Here is a 23,575-nt window from a genome sequence, read left to right as displayed (position 1 = left end):
TAAGCTATTTACGAAGCGCGTTAAGTTTAGCTTGAGCGATACCAAAGATAGTATTGATTGGATAACTCCCCTCATCGCTAAGCTCACCCGCCGCTTTGCCAGTGAACAACTCAATCGCTTCCGTCACATGATCGATAGCCCAGATATTAAACTCGCCCTTTTCAACCGCCTTAACGATATCGCTACGCAGCATTAAATTATGAACATTCGAACGCGGGATGATCACCCCTTGCTCACCTGAACGTCCTTTGATCTCGCATACATCAAAGAACCCCTCAATTTTCTCATTCACACCCCCAATTGGCTGAGATTCACCAAACTGGTTCATGGAACCGGTAATTGCAATGTCTTGACGGTTTGGCTGCTTCGAAAATGCCGACACCACCGCACAAAACTCCGCCATACTCGCACTGTCACCATCTACGCCACCGTACGATTGCTCGAAAGTAATATTAGTGGTGAGTGGAACTTTCGCCGTTTTACCGAAGACCGAAGAAAGATACGCAGATAATATCATTACCCCTTTCGAGTGAATACTGCCACCTAGGTCTACATTTCTTTCTATATCAACCACTTCACCGTCACCGTAAGCCGTGGTTGCGGTGATTCGGTTCGGGGCACCAAACATATGATCTGTCGTACTCAATACAGACAGAGCATTGACCTGTCCCACCGCTAGGCCATCAACACGAAGTAAGGTCGTACCATTGATGAACGTTTCCATCACGCTGTCTTGCAACCGGCCGACACGCATTTGCTGATTCGATAACGCTTGCTCAACATGTGTCGAGCGAATCAAATTCGACTTCGCTCCTCTCGCCACGTAGTTTGATTCACGAAGCAAATTCGCAATATGTGCTGAGTGCAAGGACAATTTACCTTGGTCACCAGCCTGACGAGAGCTATGTTCTATGATTCGCGCTATCGCTTTACGATCACAATGCAGCATGTTGTTGTCATGAACGATGCTCGAAATGAAGCGCGCGTAATGCATTTCCGAGTCCGCGGTACGCTTCATCTCATCTTCAAAATCAGCCGTTACACGAAACAGTTCTGCAAACTCCGCATCGTAGTGCTGCAACAGTTGATAAGTACGATAATCACCAAAAAGAATGATCTTAACATCTAATGGAATAGGTTCTGGATCAAGCGATACCGCTCCTGTCAACGTCACCTCTTTTTCCAACGAAGTGAAGCTCAGTTGACGTGAACGTAAAGCTCGTTTCAAGCCTTCCCATACATAAGGCTGTTCCAATACTTTCACTGCATCAATCAGTAATACGCCGCCGTTGGCTCGGTGTAAGCTACCCGCTCGAATCAGAGAAAAGTCAGTAAATACCGTACCTTTAAAAGTCGCTGTTTCTACATAGCCAAACAGAGAGTGGTAGTTCGGGCTTTCTTCTACTACAACCGGTAGCGTTTGCTTTTTCTGGCTAACAATCACGTTAACGTTGTAACGGCGAGGTATTTTCTTATCTAAAGATGCTGTCGCTATTTCAGCTTGTTCTGTACTTTCTTCTAAGAAAATATCCGCGTTATCGACAATATCTTTTCGAAGTGACGTAAGGTACTTTTTGATCTCTGGATATTGACTGTAATCCTTCTTCAGCTGTTTGATAAAGTGCGTAATGACGTCTCTCGCAGTATCATCATTCAGCTTTTGAATTTTCTCTGTATAGGTTTCTTCAAGCTCCGTCAGTTCACGAGAAATGGTTCTTAATCCTACTTCCAATGCATCGATGGTTTTATCGAATTGGTCCTGCTCCTCAGGCGACAGCAAATCAAAGCTCTCTTCGGTATGAAGCTCATCGCCATTCATTGCAACGAATTGGTAATCGCCCTGCGTTGTGATAGTCAGGTTGATGCCCTTGTCTTTCGCTTCTTGACTAATCGCTTCCAACGCAGCCTGCTGCTTTGACGCTAGCTGGTTTTTAAGCCTATCCGCTCGGCTAAAGTACATCTCATTATCAAAGGCAAGTGGCATTGCCTTAAGCAATTTACGCATTAACTTTTCAATATCTTGCTTTAAGTTACTGCCTACGCCTGTTGGTAATTTGAGAACTTTCGGTGTACGGATATCTTCAAAATTCGCGATATAGCACCAATCAAAAAGCTCTTCAGCTTTCTGAGGATGCCGGTTGAGATAGCGCAAAATCATGGTGCGTTTACCAAGGCCATTTCGCCCTATCGCATAAATGTTGTAACCCTTTTCCTTGATTGACATCGCGAATTCAACGGCCTTTTGTGCTCGTTCCTGTCCGACAATCTCATCAATTGGAGCCAGTTCTTTGGTCGATTTACATGGTAGCTTCTCTAATTCTGCTACCTGATACAGCTGTTCTGCATTAAGTCTTTGCATCGCCATCGCCGCCTCCTTAGTCCTTTATTACTTGGGGTAAATAAAATTAGTGTAGATGCAATTTCCTATAAATTTAGTGACTTACGCTACACGGCCGCCCAACCGGGCAAATAATGTACAATTTAACGCATTTTTAAGAATAATGAGGGTTTTAATTCACCGACTTAACATGTGAATGATTTTAATTTGCAATTGATAATAAATATCATTAACATTTTAAAATATTCTAAAATGAGGATGTGGACATGGAAATTGAACGATGCTGGATGCACTACCTAAAAGCTGAACAGTTAATGGAACAAGGTCACTGGCCTGAAGCACAGCGTCTTTACAGTGATGTTCTCAGTTCTCTTCCTCATCACATCCAAGATGCGGCATATCAAAGCGACATCAAACCCTGCCAGTTTGCTTGCCTGCTTGCTGGGCTTAGAGACGCGAGCGTTGCTCAATCTGAGATTCTCAACCGTTTAGGGCAGCATCAACAGGCCTTCGATACCTTGAATCAGTCTTACGCACTGATGCAGTTTATCTCGCTTGAGAGCACTGAACTTATTCAACGTACCTATGGGTTATTGGAACAACAAAGTGAAGACCTACTCAATCACCTTATCGCTTTTTGTACTGCTCAGCGCAGCGCGCACTGGATGCTCGAACTAGAACAAATTCAACGTGCTCATCATCACTTTGGGCAACTAAAAACAACGTCAGAAGTTCAATCTTCACCTAATGTCTTAAATTGATAAGGATATATCATGTCGGACCGGGCCATTCTTAAAGTAAATAACCTCTCCGTTAGCTTCAGAACCAATGATGGAATCATTGATGCGGTGAAAAAGGTTAACTTTACCCTTAACTCAAGCGAAACCTTAGCCATTGTTGGTGAATCAGGTTCTGGTAAATCCGTCTCTTCTAACGCACTTATGCGCTTGCTTCCCGATAACGCCATTATTGATGAGCAATCAGACATCGAATTTGAGGGACAATCGATTCTTGGCAAGACTGAACCAGAAATGCAGTCGATTCGTGGTGACAGAATCGGCATGATCTTTCAGGAGCCGATGACTTCTCTCAATCCATACCTGCGAGTAGGTATTCAAGTGACTGAAGCCCTAATGTGCCATCGTAAGGTATCCAAATCGAAAGCAAAACAACGTGTGTTAGCGCTGTTCAACCTCGTTCATCTGCCAATGCCAGAGCAGGCGTACAACAAATACCCGCATGAGTTTTCTGGTGGTCAACTACAGCGAATCATGATCGCGATGGCGCTGATCAATGAGCCCGACATTCTGATTGCAGACGAACCTACGACAGCGTTAGATGTGACCGTTCAGGCTGAAGTGCTTTCTTTGATCAAAGAAATTCAAGGTAAAATGGGCATGGCGATTTTGTTCATCACCCACGATTTAGGTGTGGTGAAACACTTTGCTGACCGCGTACTCGTAATGTGTAAGGGAGAATTGGTTGAAGAAGGTTTGACCCAAGTATTATTTGACCACCCTAAACACGATTACACACGCATGCTGATTAACTCGATTCCGAAAGGCGCTAAAGTTCCTGTTGAGGCATCAGCACCTGAGCTGCTTTGTGCCGAAGATATTCGCGTAAAGTTCTTGATCAAATCTCACTTCATCCAAAGCAAGAACCAATACTTCGAAGCCGTAAAAGGCATCTCATTAACCCTCAAACAAGGTGAAACGTTAGGCATTGTGGGTGAGTCTGGCTCTGGTAAGTCAACACTTGGACGAGCGTTAATCGGTTTGCTGCCAAGTAGCGGACGTATTGTCTACAAAGGCCAAGACGTTAGCTTATTAACCGATAAAGAACGCCATAAACTCAAGAAAGATGTACAGATGGTTTTCCAAGACCCTTATGGTTCTTTATCACCACGCATGACAGTTGGGGAGATCATCACCGAAGGCTTAACGGTGCATCAACCTCACTTGTCAAAACAAGAACGTTTAGAAAGAGCACGCAAAGCACTGATTGAGGTTCGCTTAGAGCCAAATTCAATTAACCGCTACCCACATGAATTCTCTGGTGGGCAAAGACAACGTATCGCGATTGCGCGCGCGCTGATTCTAGAACCCTCTTTCATTTTGCTGGATGAACCAACCTCAGCACTTGATCGATCGGTACAACTGACCGTGATTGACCTACTGAAAGACATTCAAGCCAAGCACAACATCGGCTTCCTGTTCATCAGCCACGACCTTTCGGTAGTCAAAGCATTATCAGATCGTGTATTGGTGATGCAGAAGGGCGAAGTGATGGAAGAAGGGTCTGCAGAAGAGATTTTCCATGCGCCGAAAAACGACTACACCAAGAAGTTAATCGCAGCGTCATTCGACTTAGAAAATAAATCGAAAAAAAATGCCGCATAAAAGGAACTAATCAACATTAACAACGTCTTATAAATACATTCTGAATAAGTATCTATACTCAAAATAGTTGGAGTTGCAGCTCCAAATATGAAGAATAGAATGGATTGAAATCTAGAATGGATATAGTAAAACTGGTTTGGCCGCCAAAAGAGAAATGTCGCATGGATGCGACATTTTTCGTTTCTGGCTTATATGAAAAATCAACTCCGTGATTATGAAGGCTTGCTCAGATTGGCGGCTCTTAACAGGGTTAGCTGACATCCAATACGTAAAGTCGGATTAAATATTAATCAACTTTGAAAACGTTTTTGGACAAAAATGAGTTTTGAAAAATTAAACATAAGAAATGTTGTAAATAACTACTGGTATGGCAAGCAGCCACATTTGACATACAGAAAGACTCGATACCCCATAAGCAGTGGCATTTTGATCACAGCGCCCGGCAGAAACGACTCAGGCAGGTACTCTATTAGAACAGATCCTACAATTTGCTTGCATAGAGAAGAAGCACTTGGTTTGTTCAACAATTATATTCAGGAAATGGAATCTGGCAGTAAGTAATATGCCTCGCCACCTTTAACAGAGTTGAGCTTTCTTTACTTCAGAACAGTGAATAATTTATCTAACTCTGATACTTCTCCAGCTTGTTGTAGAGCGTTTTTACGCTTATTCCTAAATCCTCTGATGTTTCTTTTTTGTTGCCTTCATTTTCTTCAAGAGTGTTCATCTCTAATCGTATCGTCCGCTCTGAGGGTGCGATACAAGTTATGCATTGGTCTTTGATGAGCCGACTAACATATCAAACTGGTCTAAGTCACTTGTGGATATTTTTCCCCTCTTCCTGCTTTTCTTCCGCATTTTTTGTGAATAATACTGAGTGAGTATTTTAAATGATAGATAAAAATCGGGCAATATTATTATGGTGTATCACTAATTCGGACGAGGTAAATATTTATATTTTTTACAAATACTCCTTGTAAATTATTCAATTTCCATCATTGAAAATATTAAGACTATTTTTGCTTTTTATTTAAATCCTTTAAATTCAATCACTTGAATTTTTGGCATATGGTTTGCTTTAGTGATAATACAAGTACAAAAAAGGAGATAAATGATGAAAAATTTTGCAAGTAAAATTCTACTAACAACGGTTATTGCTACTTCTTCTTCTGCAGCGGTTGCAGATAGCATGTGGAAAGAAGATACGCTAGATGCTTGGATTGATGGTAAAGCAGAAACGACACTATTACTTAATTCTAATTTGAACTCTTTTGATATTAACACTTATGTTAAAGACCAGGTTGTAACTTTAACGGGCTCAGTTGAAAACCAGACAGAAAAAGCCCTTGCCGAAGAATTAGTATTAAGTTTTGATGATGTTAAGTCGGTGAAGAATGAACTTACGGTCATCGATAATGAAAAAGATAAAAATAAAGAATCAACACAGGTCTTAACGGATACCAAAATAACGACCATTGTTAAGACTCGACTATTAATGAATACGGGAGTCAGTGGTACTGATATTGAAGTGGAAACTAAAGAAAACACTGTGGTATTAAAGGGTTCAGTGACGTCAGATACGGAACATGACCTTGCGCTATCTATTGCTCGTAATACATCCGATGTTGATAAGGTCATTGATAAACTTGAAGTAATTCAATAATAAATTTACCAACAGATATAAGAGAGATCATTATGCTTCGCTGGACTTTAATATTTTTTATTCTTGCCATCATAGCAGCTTTATTTGGATTTGGTGGTATAGCAGGCGCTGCGGCAACAGTAGCTAAAGTTATGTTTTATATATTTGCTATTTCGCTGCTTGTATCGATGGTAATGAGTTTAGTTAACAAAGATAAGAGTTAGGAGTTTTTATGAATATAAGCACAGTTATTTTCCGTTTCCTATTGGCAACAGGTTTTGCTTTTACGCTTTCCGCATGTAGTGACGACGGCCCCTTAGAAAAAGCTGGTGAAAGCGCTGATGAAGCGGTAGAGGAAGCTCAAAATCAGATAGAGGACGGCTGTGAGAACGTGAAAGAGCAACTTGGTACGGAAGATCCGGACTGCTAAAAAGGCATTAACTCACGAATTAAATCATCTGATCCTCATAAAAAGAATTGAAGCAGGAGCTAGATATGAAAAACATATTTGATGTGCTTAAAGACAGCCATGAGAAGCAACGGCTTTTGATGGATGCGATACTCCAAACATCAGGAGATACTCAGGCTAGGCAAGAGTTCTACTCCAATCTTAAAGAAGAATTAACTAAGCATGCGGTCGCGGAAGAGCGACACTTCTACGCACCTTTAATAGAGAGTGATCAATCCGTTGATATGACTAGGCACGGTATTGCTGAACACCACGGTATTGATAAGGTGCTTGCTCAGCTCGATGACACCGAAATGTCCTCACCAACTTGGCTCACACTGATGAAGACACTTAAACACAAAGTAGAGCATCATTTAGAAGAAGAAGAGCAGCATTTCTTTCAAACGGCTGGCAAAGTTTTAGACTCAGATCAGAAAGAAACTTTGGCTCTAAAATATGAGCAAGAGATGGCTTGATTCGAAGTGTCACCTATGTTGGATAGTGAAGCGTAGGTTTTAGTTTAACAACTTGGGCCCATTTATGGGCCCGCTTTTTTATACACAGAGAAATTAAGGCCTCACTATGTTTATCGTTAAGTACTATATACTCATTGCTATCGCTTGTTTTTCTATAGCAGCATTTATTCCCAATTTATTATTCAGCTTACTATTGGTTTGGTCAGGGCTATCGATGTCTATCGTTAGTGCAGCTTATATCTTCGAGATGCCATCCATATTTAGAAAAAATAATGATGGCAAAATAGCCTGGTGGATCAGGTGGGCGTTTATTCCTTTTTTTCTAGGTATTCGTTTATACAATACTTGGGCTATAAAAAGAGATAAAGTCGATCCCATACAGCAGGTGGGAGAAGGTTTATATGTTTCTCGACGTCTACTCCCCTCCGATTTGTCATTTCTACAATCTCAAAACATAACGTGTATTGTTGATGTCACCGCAGAATTTTCGGGGTTAGAGAGTGCGATGACCAGCGAAGAGTTTCATTACCTCAATACCCCGGTACTTGACCATCAAGCCCCTAAGTTACGCAAGCTTAAACATGCCCTTAATTGGATAGATACTCAGATAAGCCAATCAAGGTCCGTAGTTGTTCATTGTGCACTTGGCCGTGGTCGCTCTGTGTTTGTGGTTGCAGCATACCTGTTAGCGAAAAATCCATCTCTGAGCGTGGAGCAAGTGCTCAAAAATATCAATGATGTACGAAGCACTGCACAGTTGAACAAAAAGCAACTAAAGGTGCTGAATGCTATCAGTGATAAGGGGCTGCTCAATCTTGAAGACAAATGCTGCCTAATTGCTAACCCTGTTGCAGGTGGAGGCAAATGGCAAACGAGTGAGCAGCAGGTTATTCGAGAGCTTACCCAAAAGTTCAATTTAGACATAGTGACCACCAGTAAAGAAGTATCAGCGGAATCTCTAGCCGAACAAGCAAAAGATCGAAATACTTCTCATATCATCGTCTCTGGCGGAGACGGCACCGTCAGCGAGGTGGCAAGACAAATCGCGGGGACAGACACGGCACTCGGGGTTATCCCATTGGGTACGGCAAATGCTTTATGCCATGTGCTCTATGGTTTTGCGACAAAAGTATCACCGGTTGAAAAGGCCTGCGAGGCTATTCTATCTGGCAAGTCTAAAAAAATGGATTTGGCGTACTGTAACGACCAGCCAATACTGCTTATTCTTGGTATTGGGTTTGAAGAGAAGATGATTGATTACGCTCATCGTGAACAGAAAAATAAAAATGGCCAACTTGCTTACTTGTCGGGTTTATTTTCTGCGGTTGTAGCAGGAGAAAGCCAGTGGTTTGAAGTCACTAAGGATGGGGGGCCAACACGAGAAGCTGAATTACAAAGCTTAGTGGTTGCCAACACGTCGCCTTTTAGCACGGTCCTTGCCCAAGGGGGGAAAGAGCCAAGACCTGATGATGGTCAATTGCATATTACCTATTTAGAAAATACCGCTTCGCTTGGAGAAAGAACGTTAGCGCTGTCTGATGTGTTGCTTTCAAGCTTAGGCCTCAAAGAACAAGTCTCATTTTTTGACTATGAGCCTGCAAAGCAAGTCAAAATAGACTCAAATCGACCGATCCACTATGTCATTGATGGAGAAAAGTTCTCCGCTGAATCACTTGAGATAAGCATCAAAAGCCAAGCTTTATCCGTTTGCATTCCATAGTCACTGATCACAAGACCAATCATGAATGAAGGACATCACCATGGAGATGAATCTCTCTTTCGACATTGAGAAGTTTAACCATTTAATTGAGCAAAAGCTGGAGCATTGGCTTGTTGAAACCATCAAGTTGATTCCTAATCTTATTGTTGCGCTCTTTACGTTGTTTGCTTTTATCTTTATCGCCAACCTAGGCGGTCGATTATTTAGGAACTTGAGCAACCGAGTCGTAGATTCAAAGGAAGCAACCAACTTATTAGCATCGATTGTTAAAGTGATCATTATAACCGTCGGTTTTTTTGTCGCTTTAGACTTTGTTGGATTGCAAGGTACGGTTACATCACTCCTAGCAGGGGCGGGTATTTTGGGGCTTGCTATTGGTTTTGCTTTTCAAGATATGACCGAAAACCTGATTTCAGGGATCACGATGAGTATCCGCAAGCCATTTAAAATAGGCGATATTGTCGAATCCAACAGCGTTATGGGGCAAGTTATTCAAATTAATTTGCGCAATACTCTTGTAGAGACGTTTTCAGGTCAGCACGTCATGATTCCAAATAAAATGGTTTTTCGTAACATATTGACGAACTACAGCCGAAAAGGTCTCAGAAAAATAGAAATTCCTGTCGGTATCTCATACGCGGACTGTCCTAATTTAGCGACCAAAGTAATAATAGAAGCTATTAATCAAAAACCTTATGTGAGCAACCACGAAGACACAGCGGTTCATGCTGCTAGTTTCGCCGATAGTAGCATCAATTTGTTGGTATGGTTTTGGATTGATTACCCTGGCGACTTTGGTTACATGGAAGCACAAAATGACAGCATTGTAGCGATTAAGGAATCACTGTCGGATGCTGGTATCACGATTCCGTTTCCTATCCGAACACTGGACTTTGAGGCGAAAGGAGGAGAAAGGAGGAGAAAGGAGGAGAAAGCCTATCAAGCATAGTAACGAATAATGTCGCTAAGATGTAATTGTTCATGAGCACACGTCACACGGCCTCTTATGATGCTGGCGGTGTTTGCTTGTCATTGTTAACCTCAGTTTGAGCCAAGCCATTGCCATCACCCTGATTTTCAGTGCTTGTGATGTTAAGCGATGGCTTTTCTGGTTTTCGGCAGTACTCAATCCATTCGAAGAAGTAAGATAGGCATGAAACCATGCAAATACCTGTGTTGTGAACGCATTATCTGAGGGTACTTTGCAATGAGTATCCATGATAAACCCTTTGGGCAACATAGCCTATCCCAAACGACTAATAGCTTCGTTTTCATGCTCTCACCTTAACTGGTAATTAGAGTCATCACATTTATTTTAAAATTTCACTAAATAATAGGTGGTTTCGAATCGAGTTTAGAAAAATCTATGTTTATTATTTTTTTGAAAAAGTTACATAACAACAAGAATATTTTTCACGATGTGTATTTACCTTAATATTAAAATGTTTTTATAAGGTAATAAATAGATTAATTTTTGTTCCTTTATCGATATTCAACCGGATTTTGTTAATGTTATGTTAGTTTTAGTATGCTTTTAGTGGTTTTTAAAGTTGGCATTTCTTTTGCTCTATATAAATCGATATTTGAATGGAACTTATATTAGGAGAACGAAATGAAAAGCAATGTTGTTACTTTGATTAGCCTTTTTACTTTAACAACCTTTAATACTCTTTCACACGCTGCGGACTCCAACGAGCATGGTGTTTATGTGGGTGCCAACTATGGTTATTTGAAAGTTGATGGGCAAGATGACTTTGATGATGACAGCGATGCTACTCAAGGTTTAGTCGGTTATCGTTTTAACCCTTACTTAGCGTTAGAGGGGGGGTATATTGATTTTGGTAGCTATGGTAATAATTTAGCTAATACCGAAACAGACGGCTATACCGCTGCTCTAAAAGTTATAGCTCCTATTGCTAAGCGTGTTGATCTTTACGCAAAAGGTGGTCAAATGTGGTACACGACAGACTACAATATTGCGGACTTCAGGGGCAGTAAAGACGACGAAGGTGTATTCGCTGGCGCCGGTGTGGGTTTCAAAATGACAGATCAATTCTTAATCAATGCTGAATATATGTGGTACGACGTAGAACTCAATGCAGAGAATGTTACGAATGGTGCAAGCACAGAAACAGATTTTAACCAAGTATCGTTAGGTGTGGAATATCGATTCTAATGCGGTTCATAAGACTGAGTTTAATAAAGTGGTGTTAGGATCTGGATGTGTTTTATAGCAGGGTGGGCTATTTCTAAGCTAATCAAATAAGCCTGAATGATGCACGAAGAGGAAAGTTATTATGATCTATTGACAAAGAGAGGCGCAGTTAGCTTTTAAGGCTCAATCCGTACCACTTTGAAGGATGAAAATTTCATGCTTAAAATACTAAAACGAAAAGCCAAAGACTTGATTGAGTCTCAAAATATGTTGAGTGGTGTTTTCACTGCCTCTCTTCTTGAATCTACGATTGTACCTATTCCATTGGAAGTATTGCTTATTCCGTTGTTGCAAAAACGACGCGATAAGCTTTGGCAAGTTGCACTTATGGCGACTCTAGGCTGTGTTGTCGGCGCACTGTTGGGGTATGCGTTTGGTTACTATATTTTCGAACTACTACGTGACTGGGTAGTCACTCATTGGGTAACAGAGCAAAAATTAGATACTGCCATGCTACGGATAAGAACCGAGGGTTTCTGGTTTGTCATGACCTTGGGCATCGCACCCATTCCTTTCCAAATTGCTATGTTGGCAGCAGGAGCTACTCATTTTTCACTCCCTTTATTTCTACTCGCTACAGGCTTATCTCGTGCCATTAGGTACTTTGGTATCGCGTTGGTAGTATATATTGCTGGGAACAAAGCAGAAGAACTGATAAAAAAATATCAATTTGCAACATTAGGCCTTATAACGTTGGTATTAATAGTCGCTTGGTACCTAAGTATGAATGGTAGATAGTTTACTGGTGTTCATTGAAGGTTCGATTACTCGCATTAGCTTTCTTTTGTGAACCTTTCGAGTATTTACCACTCCAGTTAACTAGATTATTAGTTAACAACATGGATGAACAGCATTGCTTGCGCAGAAACTCCCCCCCAAAAGCCAAACTTCAAGGACTCTTATAATTGGAGAATAAGTTTATCGACTTAACGAGTAAATCTGAGCAAGATTATTGATACTCTTTTAAATAGCTCATCGTGATCCTTATTTAAAGTGATGGTAACGCTATAACGTTGTTTGGAAGCTGTAACTTTGGAAACCTAAGCTTCAAACTCATAGCTTAAAAATAGTGTGAAATCGTCAGGTAGCGAGTTCTGATGTGTTCAATCAATAACTTAATCTTGTTTGGCGGCTGGCGAGTAAATGGGTACACCGCATAAATACCCAGCTTTTTACCGACTAAGTCAGGGAAGATATCCACCAGCTGGCCGTTGCGAATATCGTGATAAACCAAACAACGCGGTACATACGCGATACCGTGACCACCCAAGGCCGCTTTGCGTAAAGCGGTCGCGTTGTCTGTCGAGAAAGAGCCCGAGACACGCACGATGTATTTATCGTTATCGGTGAAACCGTCTTTACTATGCAAAAATTGCCATTCACTGGCACCCGTTGTTTGGTAAGCGTACTGCAAGCAATTGTGCTCAACTAACTCTTTGGGCAGCATAGGCTTACCGTTTTTTGCTATATAAGATGGGGAAGCACACACCACCCATTGTGAATCCAATATATGACGTGCAATTAAGCTTGAGTCTTCCAAATAACCGGTTCGAATCACCAAGTCGAGGCCATCCTCGACCAAATCAACAAATCGATTATTAAGAGACATGTCGACTGTTAAACCTGGGTGCATATTACAAAATTCAGCAACAGCGTCTGCGAGAATCAAATCTCCGGAGATAGTAGGCACTGACATTTTGATGTGACCACTGACATTTTCACCAAAGCCTGAAACAGCATCCATAGCCTCTTGAGCCGCCTGCTTCACATTTTTGGCGCTATGTAACATCGCCTTACCCGCCTCGGTAAGCGTTAATTTACGTGTTGTTCGATATAACAATTGCACGCCAATCTCTTCTTCCAAACGCGCAATTCTCTTACTAACTACCGAATTTGTAAGGTTATTTTGCTCTGCAACCTTACTAAAACTACCCAGCTCCACTACCTGTGAAAACAGGATCAAATCATCTGCTCGCATCTGATTATGCCAATTTTGGAATTAATTATTTTCATTATTTCCCTATATCAATAAAAAATAAAGGGGTAGATTCACGCCAAATTAACAAAACAATTACAAAAACAGCTTTTGCAATCAGATCGATTAAAAATAAAGACACTCTAATTACAACAATTGAATCTACAGGGTTCAAATTACACCTACAAAACTAATGACGTGTTATTCACTTCAAACATGAACGTTTGAAAAACAAGTACGAGGAAGTACCCATGAGTGAAACTCTACTGGCTCTATTGGCCTTTTCACCAATAGTTGTTGCAGCGATTCTGCTGGTTGGCCTGAATTGGCCTGCGAAAAAAGCGATGCCAGTGGCATTTGCATTGACCGTTGCTATCGCCTTATTAAGTTGGGATATGTCTGGCACTCGCGTGCTGGCTTCCGTATTCCAAGGCTTCGGCATTACGGTGTCGGTTCTCTGGATTGTGTTTGGCGCTATCTTCTTATTAAACACTTTGAAACACACCGGAGCTATCACCACCATTCGCAACGGATTTACTGACATATCAGCAGACCGTCGTGTTCAGGCAATCATCATTGCTTGGTGTTTTGGTTCATTCATTGAGGGCGCATCTGGCTTCGGCACACCGGCTGCCATCGCTGCACCACTATTGGTTGCTATCGGCTTCCCAGCGCTGGCTGCGGTATTGATGGGCATGATGATCCAATCTACACCGGTATCGTTCGGCGCGGTTGGTACACCTATCATCGTTGGTGTGAACAAAGGTTTGGATACGCACAACATCGGTGAAAGCCTAATTGCCAATGGTTCAACATGGGATGCTTACCTACAACAGATCACATCAAGTGTTGCAATCATCCACGCCTGCGTTGGTGTGATGATTCCTGTATTGATGGCGATGATGCTGACTCGTTTCTTCGGCAAGAACAAAAGTTGGACTGAAGGTTTAGATATCCTGCCGTTCGCACTGTTCGCAGGGGCTGCTTTCACCATTCCTTACGCACTCACTGGTGTCTTCCTAGGTGCTGAGTTCCCATCACTAATTGGTGGTTTGGTTGGCCTTGCGGTTGTAGTAACGGCAGCGAAACGTGGCTTCCTTGTTCCAAAGTCAAAGTGGGATTTCGAAAGCGAAGACAAATGGCCTGCTGAATGGCTAGGTTCTTTGAAGGTCGATTTAGACGACACTCATTCAAACAATAAGCAAGATCATAAAAAAATGAGCATGGCGATGGCGTGGGCACCTTATGTACTGCTCGCTGTCATTCTAGTTGCTAGCCGTGTGAGCCCTGAGTTCAAAGGCCTACTTAAGAGCGTTAGCCTTTCTTTCAGTAACATCCTTGGCGAGACAGGCGTAAGTACAGCGATTCAACCTCTATATCTACCTGGCGGTATCTTAGTATTCGTAGCATTAGTTGCAGTTCTAATACAGTCACGCAGCGCAGCACCTTTAGTAAAAGCCTTTGGTGAATCAAGTAAAACCCTGATTGGTGCAGGCTTTGTGCTGGTGTTCACTATCCCGATGGTACGTATCTTCATTAACTCTGGCGTGAACGGTGCTGATTTGGCAAGTATGCCAGTAACCACTGCGAATTTCGCGGCTGACTTAGTGGGCGGAGCATTCCCCGCGCTGAGTGCAACAGTTGGTGCTTTAGGTGCATTCATTGCAGGTTCGAACACAGTATCGAACATGATGTTCAGCCAATTTCAGTTCGAAGTCGCGCAAACTCTGAATATATCTAGCGTTGTAGTTGTCTCCCTGCAAGCCGTGGGTGCCGCCGCCGGTAACATGATTGCGATTCACAACGTGGTCGCCGCATCGGCAACGGTTGGTCTACTAGGGCGTGAAGGTGCAACACTGCGTAAAACAATTATCCCAACGTTCTACTACTTAGTAATGAGTGGAATCATCGGCCTCGTAGTTATCTACGGATTCAAAATGACAGACGTGCTTATGTAAACCATAAGTCGTTACTAAAGCACTTGGCGTTAGTACCCAATTCCCCCGACTGCAACACCGTCTCATAAGACAGTTGATGAGTTTCGGAATGGACACTAGAACACATCAACCCTTCGGGTATTAACGCCATTTTATAAAGAAAACATGCAGCCCAAGCTAAGCTCTCATAGAAGGGCAACATCCCAAGAATTTAGGACTGAAATTATGATCATATCCGCATCGACTGATTACCGCGCCGCAGCAAAAGCGAAACTGCCTCCGTTTCTTTTCCACTACATTGATGGCGGCTCTTACGGAGAGCATACCCTACGCCGTAACACGGCTGACCTTGCTGAGATTGCGCTCAAGCAGCGTGTCCTCAATGACATGTCGGAACTAAATTTAGAAACCGAGTTGTTTGGTGAAAAGCTAGCGATGCCGATTGCCTTAGCGCCGGTTGGCCTAACGGGCATGTACGCACGACGTGGTGAAGTACAAGCAGCAAAAGCCGCAGACAATAAAGGCATCCCTTTTACGATGTCGACCGTGTCGGTGTGCCCGATTGAAGAAGTGGCACCTAAGATTGAACGCCCAATGTGGTTTCAACTTTACGTGCTAAAAGACCGTGGCTTCATGAAGAACGTTCTTGAACGCGCAAAAGCAGCAGGCGTAACCACACTAGTCTTCACGGTTGATATGCCCGTACCGGGTGCTCGCTACCGTGACATGCACTCAGGAATGAGCGGCCCAAATGCAGCGATGCGTCGTGTATTTCAATCGATGCGTCATCCTAGTTGGGCTGTTGATGTTGGTTTGTTGGGTAAACCACACGATCTTGGCAATATCTCTACTTACCGCGGTTCTCCAACCAAACTTGAAGACTACATCGGTTGGTTGGGTGACAACTTCGACCCGTCGATTTCATGGAAAGACCTAGAGTGGATCCGTGATTTCTGGGATGGCCCAATGGTCATTAAAGGCATTCTTGATGAAGAAGATGCAAAAGATGCCGTGAGATTTGGCGCAGACGGCATTGTGGTTTCAAACCACGGTGGTCGTCAGCTTGATGGTGTTCTATCGAGTGCCAAAGCCTTGCCTGCAATTGCAGATGCAGTAAAAGGCGACACCAAGATTCTGGTCGACTCTGGCATTCGTACTGGCTTAGATGTGGTTCGTATGATGGCGATGGGCGCAGACTGCACCTTGCTTGGTCGCTCTTTCGTCTACGCGTTAGCAGCGCAAGGACAAGCAGGTGTTGAGAACCTACTCGACCTTTACGACAAAGAGATGCGCGTTGCGATGACTCTAACTGGCGCCAAGACAATCAAAGACTTAACCCGTGATTCTCTGGTGGGGCTAGATTAAACCTCAACGACTTAGGTTCGGATTCGGACTAATGCTTTGGTCTACTTCGACTGAAGTTCAATCGGTGTCACAGCAATTACACTGCCGTTGTGACACCGTTTAAGCACTGGAAAATAAATAAAAAGCTAGGGCGTGTTGATCTTTCGAGCTGATTTTTGCAGCGAGTTGCTGGGTATTTATACAAGGCAGAGGCGTCGATGTGTAGCTAGCCTACATGAGAAGCCGATAACGTAGTAGAAATGGCCAGCAAACGCTGCCCGAAGGGTTCGGCTAAAAGCGTTTTACTCTTTGTTGAGGGGGATTTGCTTAGAGTGACTAGGCTACTTCCCCCTCGCCGCGATTAAAACGCTTTTATCTCGAACAAAATTTAACCACGAAAGGTCAACACGCCCTAATCAGTGCCAAATAAGAAGCACAAGGAAGCAAAGATGGAGACAAACACATCCCATGAGCAAGTAGTAGACGCACAAGCTTATCAGCAGCTTGAAGCGATACTGGCTCAAAAAATAGAAACAGAACGCATTGTCACGCAAGAGGCAAAGCGCTTGGCTTACGGCACCGATGCGAGTTTTTATCGCTTGGTGCCGAAAATGGTTCTAAGGCTCAAGAACTTAGACGAAGTGATATTCACCATTCAAAGCTGTCGTGAACTCGGTACCCATTTTACTTTCCGTGCAGCAGGCACCAGTCTTTCAGGACAAGCCGTTTCAGACTCGGTACTCATCACACTGACCGACGACTGGCGCGGCCACGAAATCGTAGACAACGGCAATCAGATCATTCTTCAGCCCGGTGTGATTGGCGCAGATGCCAACAAATACCTTGCCCCTTTCCAACGTAAAATCGGCCCAGATCCAGCTTCAATCAATACTTGTAAAATCGGTGGTATAGCGGCGAATAACGCCAGTGGCATGTGTTGTGGTACTGCGCAAAACTCTTATCGCACCGTCGAGAGCATGAAAATCGTATTGAGTGATGGTTCCCTACTTGATACCGCAGACAGTGCTAGCGTCGAGGCGTTCAAGCAATCACACAAAGCGCTATTTGAAGGCATTGTTGATTTACACAGACAGACTAGCTCGAATCAAGAACTGGCAGACAGAATCCGCCATAAATACCGCCTTAAAAACACTACAGGCTATGCACTCAATGCCTTGGTCGATTACCACGATCCAATTGAGATCATCAAACACTTGATGATTGGCTCTGAAGGCACGCTAGGCTTCATCGCAGAGATCACCTACAACACGGTTATCGAACACCCAAACAAAGCTTCGGCTCTGTTGGTGTTTGCCGACATAGAACAAGCCAGTAAAGCCGTGACTACGCTATCAAAAACGCCGGTTGCGGCCGTTGAATTGATGGATGGCAGAGCACTCCGTTCAGTGGCTGATAAGCCGGGTATGCCTGCCTTTATGTCGAGCCTAAACTTAGAAGCTGCGGCTATTTTGGTTGAATCACACGCCAGCTCCCAGCCGGACTTAGATTTACAATGTAAATCAATTTTGGATGCATTAGCTGATTACACGATTGTTGAATCTGTCCCTTTCACTTCCGATCCAAAGACAGTCGCAACCCTATGGGGCATTCGAAAAGGCATGTTCCCTGCCGTTGGCGCGGTTCGTGAAGTCGGTACGACCGTTATCATTGAAGACGTGGCTTTCCCTGTCGAAAACCTCGCTACTGGTATTCGAGAGCTGCAAGAGTTGTTCGACAAATACGACTACAGCGAAGCGATCATTTTCGGCCATGCCCTCGAAGGCAACCTGCATTTTGTGTTTACTCAAGGCTTTGATAGCCAAGAAGAGATCGACCGTTACGGCGGATTCATGGATGACGTTGCCGAGCTAGTCGCTGTGAAATACCAAGGTTCTTTGAAAGCGGAACACGGCACTGGCCGCAACATGGCGCCTTATGTGGAATTGGAATGGGGCAAAGACGGCTACGCCTTGATGCAACAGATCAAAGCACTGTTCGATCCAGAAAGGCTGCTCAACCCCGGCGTTATCATCAACGACAACCCGAATTCACACATCACCAATTTGAAGCCAATGCCTGCGGCAGATGACCTTGTCGACCGCTGTATTGAGTGTGGCTTCTGTGAGCCTGTTTGTCCGTCTCGTACCTTAACCCTATCGCCTCGCCAACGTATCGTGCTGTACCGCGAGTTACAACGCCGCCGTGCTGAAGGTGAAGAGATAGAAGCAAGCGAACTAGAAAAAACCTTTGAATATCAAGGTATTGATACCTGCGCCGCAACCGGCCTGTGTGCCGAGCGTTGCCCAGTGGGAATCAACACCGGTGATTTGATTAAGAAGCTTCGTATTGCCAAGTATGAGAAATTTACGCCAATCGCTAAGTGGACAGCGGATCACTTCTCGACCACCACCAAGCTGACTAAGGCTGGCCTCAAAACCAACCAAGTGGCGAGCAAAGTGTTAGGCGCAAATACCGTCGGTAAGCTAACCAATGGCTTGCGCTCGATGACTAAAGGCGCGACACCGGTTTGGATGCCAGAGATGCCGCAATCCAATAGCCACTCGCTAGTCTCATCCCCAGTGACGGCAGAATCCTCAAGCAATCATAAGAAGGTGGTTTACCTCCCTTCCTGTGCAAGTCGCACCATGGGACAACAAAGCGATGCGGGCGACCAACGTCCTCTAACGGAAGTGACCATGTCTTTGCTTAACAAAGCCGGATTTGAGGTGATTCTTCCGAAGAAGCTAGACGACCAATGTTGTGGCATGCCTTACGACAGCAAAGGGATGACCGATTTAGCCCAATCTAAAGCTCAACAGCTCGAAGAAGTGTTGTGGCAAGCGAGTCGTCAGGGTGAATACCCAGTATTAATGGATACCAGCCCATGTGCTAAACGCAGTATTGAGCAATTCACCAAGCCATTAGAAGTACTAGAGCCGACAGGGTTTGTGAACCAATACCTGCTTGAGCACCTGACACTTGAGCCGTTGCAAGAAACCGTGATGCTGCATGTAACTTGTAGCTCTCGTCGAATGGGTTTGGAAGGCGCGATGTTGAGCCTTGCTAAAGCCTGTACCGAAGAGGTCATCGTTCCTGAACATATTCAATGCTGTGGTTGGGCAGGTGATAAAGGCTTTACCACACCAGAGCTAAATGAGGCGGCAGTACATCCACTCAAAGAACAAGTGCCGAGCAACTGCACTCGTGGATTCAGCAACAGCCGAACCTGTGAGATCGGTTTGTCACATCACAGTGGCATTCCGTATCAATCAATCTTGTACTTGGTTGACGAAGTGGCGCAATAGCCCCATTCATACTGCGAGCGACGTGCTCTAGCTTAAAACGAAAAATGGCAGCCCAATCAGGCTGCCATTTGTTTATTCGATTTCAAACGTGCTACTGAGCTAACAGTTAGAGAGCTAAGCGCATCAACTCTTCTGGCGAGTAGTGTTCTGCTTCTGCACCTTTGGCGATTAAGTCGATCACTTGAAATTCGCTCATGTCACCAAACTCTTTGGTTAAGTAATCACGAAACGCTTTCTCGTTCGGCCACTTACCTCGCACGATGTAGCCCTCTTCTTTATCGAAATCTTCCGTCTCAAAGAAAGAAAAGTCAGTCATACCAATATTGTGGCAATACAAAACAAGATACATGTTGAATCCTTAACGCTGAACACTTAACTAAGCTAAAAACCGATCGACAACCGATCCGAAAGCCAATTCAAAAAAACAGGCTCAAGGTTACAACATAAATGCCAAATCGAACACTCTATCGAACACCCAATCAAGGACTTAAGCAACCTGCACTTTTTCGTTAATCATCAAACATCATGTTGATAGCCCCGCCTAACAGAATCAACCCAACAATTGGCCCCATGACTGCCAATGGCGCGCGTTCAATGTAGGGCAAGTTTTCTGCAATCATCAAACCCCATTCCGGTGCAGGCGGTTTCGCACCTAAACCGATGAAGCTTAGCGAGGTCAGGCTCAATGTGATTACTGGCAGCCTCAACATCGCGTGTCTTAGCAAAGGTGGCAATACATAAGGAAGCAAGTAGAAACGGAAGATTCGAAGCTTGCTGGTACCCCACAATGGCGCGAGATGCGTATAAGGTTGAGCCTTTGCTTCCACGATTAAGCTTGAGCAGTGCGCCGCTAATGGCGCCCAAGATACCAATACAATCGCGATTAATGCACTGTTCGGATTCATCCCCGTTAAGCCCGCAACCAACAGGCCTGCAATAATGTAAGGAATGCCCTTAGTGATCTCGATAAGGCCTTGGCTAAAGCGGGTATTAAAACCCATGATTATGCCCGTCACCAAACTCAAAAACGTCGCCAAGATACCGGCTTGGAAGGTCGCGACCATACCTGAACCGATTCTCGCTAACAGATCTCGGCCAATGCCGTCCGCACCCAATGGCGCTTGCCAACTAGGGTCCGCTAAGCGAGCAAACTGACTGGTGTATGGGTCACGAAATGCAGCCCAAACTACGATAGCAATTAGGAATGAGAAAATCGTAAAAGCAGTGACACGTTTAGCTCGGCTCTGGGTAAAACGAAACGAAGAGTGGCTACTGATGAGCTTCCCGCTTTTCAGGCTATGACCAAGAATCAATTGTTGAACAAACAAGCTCATGCTGCTCACGGCAATCGAAAACAGCAGCAATACCAACAGGCCGCCTTGCAGCATAGGTAGATCTTGCGCCTTAGCAGCACCAAGAACCATGCGTCCGATACCCGGAATCGAGAAGATAAGCTCAACCGCGACCGCGCCACCAGTCAAGCCAATCACGATCATTGCAATTTGTGGGATCAGGCTGCTTAGCGCTCTTTTCATCGCAAAGCGAATAATTTGGTTGGAGTGAACGTTGGCACTGAGCCAAGTGATCACCCAAGGTTCATTTAAAACGCGTTGTAAACTGTCTCTGAGTAGGCGACTAAATAGGCCACTAGCGGGCAGTGCAAGCGCTAAGCTCGGTAGCCAGATATCTTGCCAACTTTGCCAACCATACGGTGGCAACCAACCCAACCAGATTGAGAACACCAGTATTAATACCGAGGCCACCACGTACTCTGGCAAGGATATTAATACGGTGCTTAAACTGCTGTAACTCTGCCCTAGCTTGCCCTTCTTCCAACTGCGCAAGGTAGCAAGTAAGCCTGCACCGCACAGTGCGAAAGTCATCACCAATGCGCTAGACATCAAAAACAGAGATGTCGACGCTGTTTTTTGAATACCTAACGCAACCGAAGATCCATCAATCCAGGATTTACCTAGGTCACCCGAAAAAGCACTTCCGACCCAGTCGATTAGGCGCTCAATGGCTGAACGGTCAAGCTGAAGATCAGCACGTACCGCCGCTAAAGCTTCAGGCGTAAGCAGGTGTTGTTGCCCCGCTCTAGCCCTCAGAATAGATTGGCTTGGGTCGATGCCTGCAATGTCAGGCATCAAGCCAACAAGAATCACCACCACAATCAGTGAGGCGATTCTTGATAGCCAAGGCGTCAAGATAAATAGAGTTCGACGCAGAGTCTCAGCAGATAACATTTATTTAGTTAGCCTGTGTTGCCGGGTTAACTTGTGTCGTTTGATCAACCAAGCGACGCTCACTTGGATCACGAACCACATTGCTCACGCGCTCGCTTTCACCTTGAATCACACGTTCGTGAAGCAGTGGAATAGCAGCGAAGTCGTTAAGGATTTTTTGCTCAGCTTCGATGATCGCTTGCTGACGCAGTGCGCCTAGTGGTTGCAGATCAGCGTGAGTCAGTGCTTGGTCTACTTCTTGAGAACAGAATTGACCAAGATTGAATGACCCCTTACAGCCAAAGTCACTCATCATGTAAGCCACTGGGTCACCCGAATCTAGAACCGTTGCACGAGAAAGAATAAACGCATCGAACTTGCCTGAGAGCGCATCATTCTCGATCTGAGCGTATTCACGGATATCCAGCTCAACTTTGAAACCAGCCGCTTCAAGTTGTTGTTTCAGTAGCGCTGCCACTTCTGGAAGCTCTGCACGATCGGTAAAGGTACCGATAACAATGCTTTCGCCGTTCGCTTTTAGAGCCTTGTCGACTGCCTGACCTTTAGGTCGAATTGGTTCAGCCCAAGCAAGTGCAGGACCTAATAGACCTTGTGCGATATCCGCGTGGTTTTCATAAACGGTATTCACGATTTGCTCACGGTCTACCGCAGCAGCCGCTACCTTACGCAAGTTAATATCGCTGAATACGCCTGACTTGTTGTTTAGGTAAAGCGTATTGGTACGAGGCATTGCCACTTCATAAAGTAGGTTCGGATCAATGGTCGCGATTTGTGAAACGGGCACTGCTTCAACGATGTCTGCCGTGCCTGTTCTTAGAGCTGCAGCACGAGCAAAACCGTTAGGAACGTATTCTGCAATCACAGATTCAACTTGCGCTTTTTCACCCCAGTAGCCATCGAAACGTTTTAGCTTCGCGCTGGTTGTACCGTTAATTTCAGTCAACTCAAACGGGCCCGTACCTGCACCCATTGGGCTAACGCGGCCATCTTCTTGGTAAGCACTGGCTGCTAGGATCGCTAATTGAGGGCTTGATAAACGGCTTGGTAAAAGAGGGTCATCAAAGCTGGTCTTGATCTCTACGCGGTAGTTGTCCATCGCTTTCACTTCTAGCTCTACACCATCTAGGATACGTGGCTTAGGTGCCGCTTCTAGCGCTTTCTGCAGAGAGTTCACAACAGACTCTGCCGTTAATGTAGAGCCATCGTGGAATTTAACACCTTGGCGAATCGTGAACTGCCAAGTCAGTGGATCAAGATGTTTCCAATCAGTCGCTAGCATAGGTTGTGCTTCTGAGGTTGGGCTCAAGTTCACTAACGTTTCAGCCGTGCTCCAACGTGATAGTTTGAACGCGTCATCAGAAAGTGGTGATAGACCCGTTCTTGGTGGCTGCATCATCGCAACACGAATTTCAGATTTGACCAGAGCCTCGCTCGACTCTGGTTGAGAGTCAAAACAGCCCGTCAAAGGCAGAGCCAACGCAAGCGCGCAAGCCAGTTTGATTGAATTAAAACGCATAGTTATTTTCT

At 44.4% G+C, this 23,575-nt stretch carries 19 protein-coding genes and 1 pseudogene; 13 read left to right on the top strand and 7 right to left on the bottom strand.

From position 1 onward, the window contains the following. Positions 1-4 precede the first annotated feature (4 nt). The gene (locus WR49_RS03195; protein WP_017054938.1) at positions 5-2,365 is read right to left on the bottom strand and encodes a Lon protease family protein; all 2,361 of its coding nucleotides are present in this window, start codon (positions 2,363-2,365) and stop codon (positions 5-7) included. Positions 2,366-2,604: 239 nt separating this feature from the next. Here WR49_RS03195 and WR49_RS03190 point away from each other — a divergent pair, with 239 nt between their 5' ends. After that, on the top strand, positions 2,605-3,099 hold the full coding sequence (locus WR49_RS03190) for a hypothetical protein (protein ID WP_046223030.1): 495 nt from the start codon (positions 2,605-2,607) through the stop codon (positions 3,097-3,099). Between the two features lie 12 nt (positions 3,100-3,111). Beyond that, positions 3,112-4,740 carry an ABC transporter ATP-binding protein gene (locus tag WR49_RS03185; protein WP_046223029.1) on the top strand — a complete coding sequence of 543 codons (1,629 nt, stop codon included), beginning with the start codon at positions 3,112-3,114 and terminating at the stop codon, positions 4,738-4,740. Positions 4,741-5,362: 622 nt separating this feature from the next. Here WR49_RS03185 and WR49_RS20905 read toward each other — a convergent pair. After that, positions 5,363-5,467: pseudogene (locus tag WR49_RS20905) on the bottom strand (helix-turn-helix domain-containing protein); the annotation flags it as partial. Between the two features lie 387 nt (positions 5,468-5,854). Here WR49_RS20905 and WR49_RS03180 point away from each other — a divergent pair. The 6 genes from WR49_RS03180 (at position 5,855) to WR49_RS03155 (ending at position 9,975) form a co-directional block, all read left to right on the top strand. After that, positions 5,855-6,403 carry a BON domain-containing protein gene (locus WR49_RS03180; protein ID WP_046223028.1) on the top strand — a complete coding sequence of 183 codons (549 nt, stop codon included), beginning with the start codon at positions 5,855-5,857 and terminating at the stop codon, positions 6,401-6,403. Positions 6,404-6,435: 32 nt separating this feature from the next. Continuing rightward, positions 6,436-6,606 carry a DUF1328 domain-containing protein gene (locus tag WR49_RS20900; RefSeq protein ID WP_017054942.1) on the top strand — a complete coding sequence of 57 codons (171 nt, stop codon included), beginning with the start codon at positions 6,436-6,438 and terminating at the stop codon, positions 6,604-6,606. 8 nt (positions 6,607-6,614) lie between these two features. Next, positions 6,615-6,812: a hypothetical protein gene (locus tag WR49_RS03170; RefSeq protein WP_017054943.1), complete on the top strand. Its 198-nt coding sequence runs from the start codon at positions 6,615-6,617 to the stop codon at positions 6,810-6,812. A gap of 65 nt (positions 6,813-6,877) precedes the next feature. Then, positions 6,878-7,306: a hemerythrin domain-containing protein gene (locus WR49_RS03165; RefSeq protein WP_017054944.1), complete on the top strand. Its 429-nt coding sequence runs from the start codon at positions 6,878-6,880 to the stop codon at positions 7,304-7,306. Positions 7,307-7,412: 106 nt separating this feature from the next. Next, a complete protein-coding gene (locus WR49_RS03160) occupies positions 7,413-9,026 on the top strand; it encodes a diacylglycerol kinase family protein (protein WP_046223027.1) in 1,614 nt (537 codons plus the stop codon). Positions 9,027-9,066: 40 nt separating this feature from the next. Further along, on the top strand, positions 9,067-9,975 hold the full coding sequence (locus tag WR49_RS03155) for a mechanosensitive ion channel family protein (protein ID WP_046223026.1): 909 nt from the start codon (positions 9,067-9,069) through the stop codon (positions 9,973-9,975). Between the two features lie 55 nt (positions 9,976-10,030). Here the strand turns inward: WR49_RS03155 and WR49_RS21290 are convergent, their stop codons facing one another. Further along, a complete protein-coding gene (locus tag WR49_RS21290) occupies positions 10,031-10,189 on the bottom strand; it encodes a hypothetical protein (protein ID WP_017054947.1) in 159 nt (52 codons plus the stop codon). Between the two features lie 449 nt (positions 10,190-10,638). On the opposite strand from WR49_RS21290, the gene WR49_RS03150 reads away from it, so the two are divergent. Then, the gene (locus WR49_RS03150; protein ID WP_017054948.1) at positions 10,639-11,202 is read left to right on the top strand and encodes a porin family protein; all 564 of its coding nucleotides are present in this window, start codon (positions 10,639-10,641) and stop codon (positions 11,200-11,202) included. Positions 11,203-11,397: 195 nt separating this feature from the next. Beyond that, entirely contained in the window at positions 11,398-11,979 is a 582-nt protein-coding gene (locus WR49_RS03145) for a YqaA family protein (RefSeq protein WP_017054949.1), read from the top strand. A 322-nt stretch (positions 11,980-12,301) separates the two neighbouring features. Here WR49_RS03145 and WR49_RS03140 read toward each other — a convergent pair whose 3' ends face one another. Next, complete coding sequence (locus WR49_RS03140; RefSeq protein WP_017054950.1) at positions 12,302-13,219, bottom strand: LysR family transcriptional regulator; 918 nt, start codon at positions 13,217-13,219, stop codon at positions 12,302-12,304. 248 nt (positions 13,220-13,467) lie between these two features. Here WR49_RS03140 and WR49_RS03135 point away from each other — a divergent pair, with 248 nt between their 5' ends. From WR49_RS03135 to WR49_RS03125, 3 genes are all read left to right on the top strand, one after another. Then, positions 13,468-15,174, top strand: a complete 1,707-nt coding sequence (locus tag WR49_RS03135; RefSeq protein WP_046223025.1) for an L-lactate permease — start codon at positions 13,468-13,470, stop codon at positions 15,172-15,174. Positions 15,175-15,378: 204 nt separating this feature from the next. Further along, positions 15,379-16,518 carry an FMN-dependent L-lactate dehydrogenase LldD gene (lldD, locus tag WR49_RS03130; protein ID WP_017054952.1) on the top strand — a complete coding sequence of 380 codons (1,140 nt, stop codon included), beginning with the start codon at positions 15,379-15,381 and terminating at the stop codon, positions 16,516-16,518. 428 nt (positions 16,519-16,946) lie between these two features. After that, positions 16,947-19,802 carry an FAD-binding and (Fe-S)-binding domain-containing protein gene (locus tag WR49_RS03125; protein WP_046223024.1) on the top strand — a complete coding sequence of 952 codons (2,856 nt, stop codon included), beginning with the start codon at positions 16,947-16,949 and terminating at the stop codon, positions 19,800-19,802. Positions 19,803-19,908: 106 nt separating this feature from the next. Here the strand turns inward: WR49_RS03125 and WR49_RS03120 are convergent, their stop codons facing one another. The 3 genes from WR49_RS03120 to WR49_RS03110 all read right to left on the bottom strand — a co-directional run bounded on the left by WR49_RS03120 (position 19,909) and on the right by WR49_RS03110 (position 23,564). Then, complete coding sequence (locus WR49_RS03120) at positions 19,909-20,151, bottom strand: hypothetical protein (RefSeq protein WP_012601190.1); 243 nt, start codon at positions 20,149-20,151, stop codon at positions 19,909-19,911. Positions 20,152-20,311: 160 nt separating this feature from the next. Then, on the bottom strand, positions 20,312-22,048 hold the full coding sequence (locus WR49_RS03115; RefSeq protein ID WP_046223023.1) for an ABC transporter permease subunit: 1,737 nt from the start codon (positions 22,046-22,048) through the stop codon (positions 20,312-20,314). A 4-nt stretch (positions 22,049-22,052) separates the two neighbouring features. Further along, positions 22,053-23,564, bottom strand: a complete 1,512-nt coding sequence (locus WR49_RS03110) for an ABC transporter substrate-binding protein (protein ID WP_046223022.1) — start codon at positions 23,562-23,564, stop codon at positions 22,053-22,055. Between the last annotated feature and the right edge of the window lie 11 nt (positions 23,565-23,575).

It is taken from the genome of Vibrio sp. ECSMB14106, from assembly GCF_000972265.1.
GTDB lineage: Bacteria > Pseudomonadota > Gammaproteobacteria > Enterobacterales > Vibrionaceae > Vibrio > Vibrio kanaloae.
The sequence above is the reverse complement of the archived record's forward strand: the minus strand, read 5'-3'. Positions and strand labels throughout refer to the sequence as shown.